Raw genomic sequence first — 9,151 nt, forward strand, 5'->3', positions numbered from 1 at the left:
CAAGGCGCTGCCGCTGGGCCTGGACAGCGTGGTCGGACGCTCCGGCGTGCGCTTTTCCGGTGGGCAGCGTCAACGCCTGGCCATTGCCCGGATGGTGCTGGCGGAGCCGAAAGTGGTAATACTCGACGAGGCCACCTCGGCCCTGGATGCGGCAACCGAATACAACCTGCACCAGGCGCTGGCGCGGTTTCTCAGTGGCCGTACCACCTTGATCATCGCCCACAGGCTGTCGGCGGTGAAACAGGCGGATCGGGTATTGGTGTTCGATGGCGGCCATATTGCCGAAGATGGCGACCATCAGCAGTTGATTGCTGATGGTGGCTTGTACGCCAAACTTTACGGACACTTGCAACAAGTGCGGTGATTTAGCCTACGCTGAGCTATCAGGAGCGGTTTTCACTCGCGTGCGTATTTTAGTTGTGCATGTGCAAGGGACCTCATGAAGCAAAAGCAGACTCTCGGAACCCCTCGGTTATTGGGCATTGTGTGGCCTTTTATCGCCGTCGTGCTGTTCCAGGCATTGTTAGGCTGCGTCAGTCTCTACGTACTCTCGGCGGTGCGCGGTTATGTGGCGGGCGAAAGCCTGTGGTCCAAGGGCCAGAAAGACGCGATCTTTTACCTGACGCTCTACGCCGACAGCCGCGACGAAGCCACCTTCCTCAAATACCAGAACGCGATTGCCGTACCCCAGGGCGGGCATGAGCTGCGGCTGGCCCTGGACCGCCCGACGCCGGACCTGCCTGCCGCGCGCCAGGGCATCCTCAAGGGCGGTAACCACCCTGACGACGTTTCCAGCCTGATCTGGCTGTACCTCAACTTCCGCCATTTCAGTTACCTGGAAAAAGCCATCGAACTGTGGACGGTGGGCGATGGCTACCTGGTGCAACTGGACGACCTGGCCCAGGAGATGCACCGAGCGATCATGGCAAATCAGGTCAGCAGCAGCGACGTACACCGCTGGAAGCAGCGGATCTTCGCGATCAACGACGGGGTGACGCCGGCCGCGAAAGCCTTCAGCGATGCCCTGGGTGAAGGCTCGCGGATGATCCTGCGCCTGCTGCTGGTGACCAACCTGGCCACGGCACTCGGCTTGATCGTGCTGGCGCTGTTGCGCACCCACAAGCTGCTGGCCCAGCGGCATGCGTTTGCCGACGCGCTCCAGTTGGAGAAGGAGCGGGCGCAGATCACCCTGGAGTCGATTGGCGACGGAGTGATCACCACCGATGTCGACGGCGCCATTGCGTATATGAACCCGGCTGCCGAAGCCCTGACCCATTGGAAAGCCGCCCAGGCCCAGGGGCTGCCGCTGGCGGCGCTGTTCAACCTGCTGGACGAAAATGCCCAGGCCGACGGCTTTACCCTGATCGAACACATATTGGGCGGCCAGCTCGGTGGGGGCAGCGAGCACTCCAAGCTGATCCAGCGCCTGGATGGCACCACCGTGTCCGTCACCCTGGTGGGCGCGCCGATCCGCAGTGCCGGCAAAGTCGTCGGCGCGGTGCTGGTGTTGCACGACATGACACAGGAACGCCAGTACATCGCCAACCTGTCCTGGCAGGCCACCCACGACGCCTTGACCGGCCTGGCCAACCGCCGCGAGTTCGAGTTCCGCCTGGAGCAGGTGCTGCACAACGTCGGGCGCCAGCAAACCGGGCGCCATGCCTTGATGTTCCTCGACCTGGACCAGTTCAAGCTGGTCAACGACACCTGCGGGCATGCCGCGGGGGATGAACTGTTGCGGCATATCTGCGCGCTCTTGCAGTCCGACCTGCGTGAAGGTGACACCCTGGCCCGGCTGGGGGGCGACGAGTTCGGCATCCTGCTGGAGAACTGCCCGGCGCCGGTGGCGGAAAAAATCGCCGAAAGCCTGCGCCACACCGTGCAGAGCCTGCACTTTGTGTGGAAGGGCAGGCCGTTTGTCACCACCGTGAGTATTGGCCTGGTGCACATCACGCACGCCCCGACCACCCTGGAGACTTCCCTGCGAGCCGCCGACATGGCGTGCTACATGGCCAAGGAAAAGGGCCGCAACCGGGTGCAGGTGTATCACGCCGATGACTCGGAATTGTCCCTGCGCTTTGGCGAGATGGCCTGGGTGCAACGCCTGCACATGGCGCTGGAAGAGAACCGTTTTTGCCTGTACGCCCAGGAAATCGCGCCCCTTGGGCACACCGAACAGGGGGATGGGCATATCGAAATCCTGCTGCGCCTGCATGACGAGGCGGGGCGGATCATCCTGCCGGACAGTTTTATCCCGGCCGCCGAGCGTTACGGCTTAATGACCTCCCTGGACCGTTGGGTGGTGGAGAACGTGTTCAAGATCATCGCGGGCTGCATGCGTGAGCGCCCGGGCCGGCCCATGGCCATGTGTGCGATCAATCTGTCAGGCACTACCATCGGCGATGAGGACTTTCTTGGGTTCCTGCGTGAGCAATTCATTGCCTATGGCATTCCACCGGAAATGATTTGTTTTGAAATTACAGAAACCAGCGCTATAGCGAATTTGGGTAGTGCGATTCGTTTTATCAACGAGCTCAAAGAGTTAGGGTGCCATTTCTCCCTGGATGACTTCTGCGCCGGGATGTCCTCGTTCGCATATCTTAAACATTTACCTGTAGACTTCTTGAAGATCGATGGAAGTTTCGTAAAGGATATGCTGGACGACCCGATTAACCGCGCTATGGTCGAAGTGATCAATCACATCGGTCATGTCATGGGTAAGCGCACAATTGCCGAATTTGTCGAGACACCCCAGATCGAACAAGCCTTGCTTGAGATCGGGGTCGACTACGCTCAGGGATACCTGATCGAGCGACCGCAGTTGTTTACCTTTGATAGTTTGCAGTGTCGACCTGTGCGACCGCAGCCCCTGTTATTCAAGGCGCCTGGCACGTTCCGATGAAACATTTGCTGGTCTGTACATATCACAAATCAAAAGGAGCCCGACAGTGATCGACACATTCAACAGAACCGGCCCGCTTATGGAAGCCTCAAGTTACCCCGCCTGGGCGCAACAGCTGATCCAGGACTGTAGCGAGAGCAAGCGTCGCGTTGTCGAACACGAACTGTACCAGCGCATGCGCGATAACAAGCTCAGCGCCAAGACCATGCGCCACTACCTGATTGGTGGCTGGCCGGTGGTTGAACAGTTTGCGTTGTACATGGCACAGAACCTCACCAAGACCAAATTTGCCCGCCATCCTGGGGAGGACATGGCGCGCCGCTGGCTGATGCGCAATATTCGCGTGGAACTCAACCACGCCGATTATTGGGTGCATTGGGCCCGCGCCCATGGTGTCAGCCTGGAAGAATTGCAGGCACAGGAAGTGCCGCCGGAGCTGCATGCACTGAGCCACTGGTGCTGGCACACCAGCTCGGCCGATTCGCTGATTGTCGCGATTGCCGCCACCAACTACGCCATCGAGGGGGCCACTGGGGAGTGGTCCGCCGTGGTGTGTTCCACCGGCGTCTATGCCGCGGCTTTCCCTGAGGAAGACCGCAAGCGCGCGATGAAGTGGCTGAAGATGCATGCCCAGTACGATGACGCACATCCCTGGGAAGCCCTGGAAATCATCTGCACCCTGGCCGGCATGAACCCGACCAAGGAACTGCAGGTAGAGCTGCGCCAGGCGGTCTGCAAGAGCTACGACTACATGTACCTGTTCCTGGAACGTTGCATGCAGCTGGAAAAGTCGGTGGCCGCCCCCCGCAAACAACCCGCCCTGGTTGCCAGCGAGGCGTAAACGGGGTGATGGCGGGGTAAATTACCCCGCCATTGCCAGCCGATTGCGGCCTTCACGCTTGGCCACATACAAGGCGCTGTCCGCCCGGCGCAACAGGCTCTCGGCGGACTCTCCCGCCAGCAAGGTCGAGCAGCCCAGGCTCACCGTCAATTCGATCCGCTCATCATCCGCCCAATAATCCTGGGCCTGTGCCGCCTGGCGCAGGCGCTCGCCGACCATCGATGCCGCGTCCCGGCCGGTGTTGGACAGCAGAATCAGAAACTCTTCCCCGCCAAACCGGAACACCATGTCCACATTGCGCAGCTGGCTCTTGATCGAGGCGGCGACCGCCTTGAGCACCTTGTCGCCCGTGGCATGGCCGTGGCTGTCGTTGATGTGCTTGAAGTGGTCGATGTCCAGCATCAGCAAGGACAGGGGTTGCAGGTGCCGGCGAGCCATGTCGATTTCCCGTTGCAGGGTCTGGTCCATGGCGATGCGGTTACCGGTTTCGGTCAGTGGGTCGCGCAGGGCACTGCGAGTCGCCGCACGGTAGAGCAGGGCATTGCGCATCGGGTAGAGCAAGGTGGCCAGCAGCGATTCCAGGTTGGCCAGTTCGTCTTCGAGAAAGCGTTGGTTGCGCCGAAACACCAGTTCGCCAAGGTGCTCGCCTTCATGGCTGAGGGCATAGCTCACCGAATGATGGCCGCGGTGACCGTACTCCAGGCGCAGGTCGCTGGCTTCGTGGCGGTATTGCAGGGCGTCCAGCGGCACCAGGCGTTGGATCTCGCGGAAGAACAACGCAAGGATATGCTCCGGCTCCAGGCTGGTTTGCAATTGCATGCCCAGTTGCTGGCGAAGTTGCTCAACCGTCGCGGGGCGTCGTGTAAGAAGGGAAGGCTGACCAAAGCCCAGGCGTTGCAATTTGGCGCTGTCGAAGTCAATTGCGTTGGTCTGGGTCGGTGTTTTCATAAGCGAATGAGCCTCTAAGCACAAAACTGTCTTACAGGCTGGGTGAGAGCGTCGTACTGTTCCTTCAGTTCCGTAGGACTGACGTACAGTCTAGCCCGGTTTGTCTAAGGGTATAACTGCCGCACGTCTTATAGCCGGGGCCGCGTCGCCGCGGGCCCCGGGTTAGGGCTTATTGTTTTTGCGGGTCGAACTGCTTGTCGCGGATAAACAGCGCTGGGATTACGCCGCAGATAAAGTACGCGCCGCCCATGACCAGGAATCCCACGCCAATCGAGCCATGGGACGCCAGGAAACCAATGGCTGCCGGTGCCACCGCCGCGCCGATTCGGCCAATGTTGTAGGCGCCGCCCACTGCCGAGCCGCGAAATTTCGCTTCGAAGCTTTCGGTCATGTAGGTCGCATTCACGCCATAGGGGATGCCGTACAGGAAGCCGAACACAATCAGCATCCACAGGATGTTGTCCGGGCTCTGGAACAGCACGATCACCGGCAGGAAAATCGCCGTGCCCAGCGCGCCGACGGCGAACACCAGGCGCCGGCCCAGGCGGTCTGCCGCGAGCCCGGCGAGGATCTTGCCGAAAATCATCGCCGCGTAGGTGCCGACCATGTAGCTGGTCATCGACTTGAAGTTCATCCCCAGCTCGCCTTCCAGGTATGACGGCATCCAGTTGTTCACGCCGTAGTAGCCGAACTGCAGGAAGCCTGCGGTCAGCGCCCAGAGGATAAACATGCGGCTGGCTTTCGGGTCGCTGAAGATCAGCTTGAACATGCCGTCGGGTTTCTTCGCCGACACGCGCTTGATGCCTTCGGCCTTTTCCCGGGCACGTTCGGCCTGGGCCTTGATCCAGGCTTGCGGCTCCGGCACCAGGCGTTGCATCAGTACGGCGAGGATCACCGGGATGATCGCCACGTAGAACAACCAGCGCCAGCCGTGGTTCGGCAGGATCCAGCCGGCGAGCAGGGTGGCGACGATGTAGCCCACCGACCAACCGGCCTGCAAGGTGCCGAGCACGGTGGTGCGATAGCGGGTCGGCACGTATTCGGCCATCAGGGTGTTGCACGCGACATACAGCGCGCCGAGGCCCAGGGACGCGAAGAAACGGGTGCTCGCGAACTGCCAATAGCTGTGGGTCATGCCCAGGATCGCCGTGCCGGCGGAGAACAGCACGATGCTCCAGACCACGGTTTTCACCCGGCCAAAACGGTCACAGGCCCAACCGCCGTAAATCCCGCCGATGGCCATCCCGGCCAGGGTGAAGCTGCCCAGGCTGCCGGCTTCGACGCTGGTCAGGCCGAACTCGGCCTTGAGGCTGCTGAGGCTGTAGGACAGCAGCATCAAGTCGGCACCGTCGATCAGCAGGCCGAGGAAGCAGAAGATGAATACGATGATCCACAGTTTGTTTTGCGCGGGCGACAACGCACCCGCCGAAGCGGCGACTTCCATAGCGATACCTTGTTGTAGTTGTTAGGGCACAAGTTATGGGTGTTGCGGTAATGCGGTTGGAACACGGTCACTGTAGGAGCTGGCTTGCCTGCGATGGCATCGCCGCGGTGTTACTGCCAGACCGAGTTGTCTGCATCGCAGGCAAGCCAGCTCCCACATGGGTTTTGTGTTGTTCCCGGGGTTCAGTGCTTGGCCTCGCGAATCATGTTGCGGGCGATCACCAATTGCTGGATCTGCGTAGTGCCTTCATACAGGCGGAACAAGCGCACATCGCGATAGAACCGCTCGATGGCGTACTCGCTCACATACCCGGCACCGCCGTGAATCTGCACACAACGGTCGGCCACGCGGCCGCACATTTCCGTGGCGAACATTTTCGAGCAGGACGCTTCGGTGCCGATGTTCAGGCCTTCGTCACGCTTGCGCGCAGCGTCCACCACCATGCAGCGGGCGGCGTAGATCTCGGCCTTGCTGTCGGCGAGCATCGCCTGGATCAGCTGGAACTCGGCGATCGGCTGGCCGAACTGCTTGCGTTCCAGGGCGTAGTTCAGGGCATCGTCGAGCATGCGCTCGGCGGCCCCGACGCTGACGGCGGCAATGTGCAGGCGGCCCTTGTCGAGCACCTTCATTGCGGTCTTGAACCCCACGCCTTCGACGCCACCGATCAGTTGGTCGGCCGGTACGCGCACGTTGTCGAATATCACGTCGCACGTGTGGGCGCCTTTCTGGCCCATCTTGTGGTCGCGCTTGCCCAGGGACAGGCCGGGGGTGTTGCGCTCGACAATGAATGCACTGATGCCGCCCGCGCCCTTGATGTCCGGGTTGGTACGGGCCATCACCGTGTAGATCCCGGCGTGGGGGGCGTTGGTGATAAAGCGCTTGGTGCCGTTGATGACATAGTGGTCACCGTCGCGCACCGCCGTGGTTTTCAGCGAGGCGGCGTCGGAGCCGGAGTCCGGCTCGGTCAGGCAGAACGAACTGAGCAGTTCACCGCTGGCGAGTTTTGGCAGGTAGTGCTGCTTCTGCGCCTCGGTGCCGTCCAGCAGGATGCCGATGGAGCCGATGCCGTTGTTGGTGCCGAAGTAGGAGCGGAATGCCGGCGAGGTGCGGCCCAGTTCAAAGGCCACGTTGACCTCTTCTTCCATGGTCAGCCCGAGGCCGCCGTAGGCTTCGGGCAGGGTCAGGCCAAACAGGCCCAGCTCGCGGAACTGGCTGACGATATCCGCCGGGACGTCATCGGTCTCGGCCAGTTCGTTTTCCCGGGGGATCAGCGCCTCGTTGACGAACTGCTGCAGGGTTTCCAGCAACAGATGAAGCGTTTCGGGGTCTCGGATCATGTGCATTCCTCAGCGGCCCGTTCGGCGGGCCTGTTGTCGTCAATCTGCCGAGGCCTTGCGCCGATCTGTCTAGCGGGCGGCGGCCTCGATGTTGTTCACCATGTGCTTGAGACGGGGCCCGATGTCGTCCTCGAGTTTCTCCCGGGAAAGGTGAAAACTCGGTCCGCCACAGTTGAACGTCAGCAGCCCATGTTGTGCATGCAGCAGCGGTACGGCGATGGCGTTTACATCGCGGTGCCACTCACCGATCGACATGCAATAGCCGAAATCGGTGTAATCCCGGAAGGCACGTTCCAGACCCTTCCTGATGCCCGGCCAGTCCGCCAGATGACGCTGGCGGATATGGTCGAGGATAAATTCCCGCTCGTTTTCCGGCATCGCTGCCAGGCAGGCGCGGCCTGCGGAACTCAAGTGCAACGGCAACCGTGTGCCGACCTGGCGGCGCATGGTCATGTTGGCTTCACCCTGGACCACGTCCAGGTAAACCATGTCCAGGCGGTCCCGCGTGGCCATCGCCACCGCGGCCTGGGCGTACTTGGCCATCGTCTCCATCAGCGGATGGGCCACGGCCCGCACCGACAGGTTCGACAGCATTGCGTAACCGAACGCCATTACGCCCACATCCAGCTGATACCGGCCTGACTGCGGCAGGTGCTTGAGATAGCCCAAGCGGGTCAGCGTATGGGTCATCCGCGTAATCGTCGGCTTTGGCAGCCCGGTCTTGCGCGCCAGCTCCTGGTTACCCAGCACGCTTTCGCTGGGGGTGAAGCAGCGCAGCAATTCCAGGCCACGGGCCAGGGCGGTGACGAACTGGCGGTCCTTGTCTTCTTCCTCGTCGGCATTCATCGGATCGATCAGCAAGTGCTCGAAGGCGTGGTTGCCGGCAGGTGTTTCGGGTGTGTTCGGGTCCAGGTTTCGACGGCGCATGTTAGTCCCCCTTTTTTTAGAAAATCAACAAAACAAAATTGTATTCCGCACAGCGAAACTAATCAACTTTGCGTGGCGTTGTCTTTTTGTTTAATAAAACTCGTCTAAACAACGAGTTATAGCCCGATTTATCGGAGGTTCAGGTTTTTACGTTTACATCACGGCAACTCGGTCCTTATGATTATCGCTAAATACGGAATGTTGTTTCGCATAGCGAAACTAGCGATATCCGAACTAACAAAAACATTGCAGCAGGAGAATTTGTGGCCAGCCTCGACCAACCCGTAGTGCACCTCGACGTCCAGGACAATGGCGTCGCCGTGGTACGCATCCACCGTCCCGAAGTGAAAAACGCCTTGAACGCCCAGGTTCGCGAAGAGCTGGCCGAGCACTTTCGTGCCCTGGCCAAGCGCCGTGATGTGCGCGCCATCGTGCTTACCGGCGGCGACCAGTTCTTCGTGGCCGGTGCCGACATCAAGGAATTCGCCAGCGCCAGCCCGATCGAGATGTATCGCCGCCACACCGAATACCTGTGGGAAGCCATCAGCCGCTGCCCCAAGCCGGTGATCGCTGCGGTGAACGGGTTTGCCCTGGGCGGCGGTTGTGAGCTGGCCATGCATTGCGACCTGATCGTCGCCGGGGAATCGGCGCGCTTCGCCCAGCCCGAGGTCAAGCTGGGCCTGATGCCGGGCGCCGGTGGCACCCAGCGCCTGGTGCGCGCCGTGGGTAAGTTCCAGGCCATGCGCATCGCG

8 protein-coding genes are annotated in these 9,151 nt (G+C 61.0%); 4 read left to right on the forward strand and 4 right to left on the reverse strand.

From position 1 onward, the window contains the following. From HX846_RS07890 to HX846_RS07900, 3 genes are all read left to right on the forward strand, one after another. Nucleotides 1-364: ATP-binding cassette domain-containing protein (locus HX846_RS07890; RefSeq protein ID WP_178965215.1), on the forward strand; the 364-nt coding region annotated here is incomplete at its 5' end. A gap of 75 nt (nucleotides 365-439) precedes the next feature. Beyond that, nucleotides 440-2,902, forward strand: coding sequence for an EAL domain-containing protein (locus HX846_RS07895; RefSeq protein ID WP_102605274.1), 2,463 nt, complete (start codon nucleotides 440-442; stop codon nucleotides 2,900-2,902). Between the two features lie 79 nt (nucleotides 2,903-2,981). Next, nucleotides 2,982-3,743 carry a TenA family transcriptional regulator gene (locus HX846_RS07900; protein ID WP_218166164.1) on the forward strand — a complete coding sequence of 254 codons (762 nt, stop codon included), beginning with the start codon at nucleotides 2,982-2,984 and terminating at the stop codon, nucleotides 3,741-3,743. A 21-nt stretch (nucleotides 3,744-3,764) separates the two neighbouring features. On the opposite strand, the gene HX846_RS07905 is transcribed toward HX846_RS07900, so the two are convergent. The 4 genes from HX846_RS07905 to HX846_RS07920 form a co-directional block, all read right to left on the reverse strand. Then, entirely contained in the window at nucleotides 3,765-4,691 is a 927-nt protein-coding gene (locus tag HX846_RS07905; RefSeq protein ID WP_003216729.1) for a GGDEF domain-containing protein, read from the reverse strand. A 169-nt stretch (nucleotides 4,692-4,860) separates the two neighbouring features. Further along, nucleotides 4,861-6,135: an MFS transporter gene (locus HX846_RS07910; RefSeq protein ID WP_003216727.1), complete on the reverse strand. Its 1,275-nt coding sequence runs from the start codon at nucleotides 6,133-6,135 to the stop codon at nucleotides 4,861-4,863. 182 nt (nucleotides 6,136-6,317) lie between these two features. Further along, nucleotides 6,318-7,472 carry an acyl-CoA dehydrogenase family protein gene (locus tag HX846_RS07915; protein WP_102605272.1) on the reverse strand — a complete coding sequence of 385 codons (1,155 nt, stop codon included), beginning with the start codon at nucleotides 7,470-7,472 and terminating at the stop codon, nucleotides 6,318-6,320. A 69-nt stretch (nucleotides 7,473-7,541) separates the two neighbouring features. After that, a complete protein-coding gene (locus HX846_RS07920) occupies nucleotides 7,542-8,399 on the reverse strand; it encodes an IclR family transcriptional regulator (protein ID WP_134326026.1) in 858 nt (285 codons plus the stop codon). A 263-nt stretch (nucleotides 8,400-8,662) separates the two neighbouring features. Between HX846_RS07920 and HX846_RS07925 the strand changes: the two genes are divergently transcribed. Continuing rightward, a partial coding sequence (locus HX846_RS07925) for an enoyl-CoA hydratase-related protein (protein WP_178965216.1) occupies nucleotides 8,663-9,151 on the forward strand: 489 nt, incomplete at its 3' end.

The sequence above is a fragment of the Pseudomonas sp. K5002 genome, assembly GCF_013386655.1.
Classification (GTDB): domain Bacteria; phylum Pseudomonadota; class Gammaproteobacteria; order Pseudomonadales; family Pseudomonadaceae; genus Aquipseudomonas.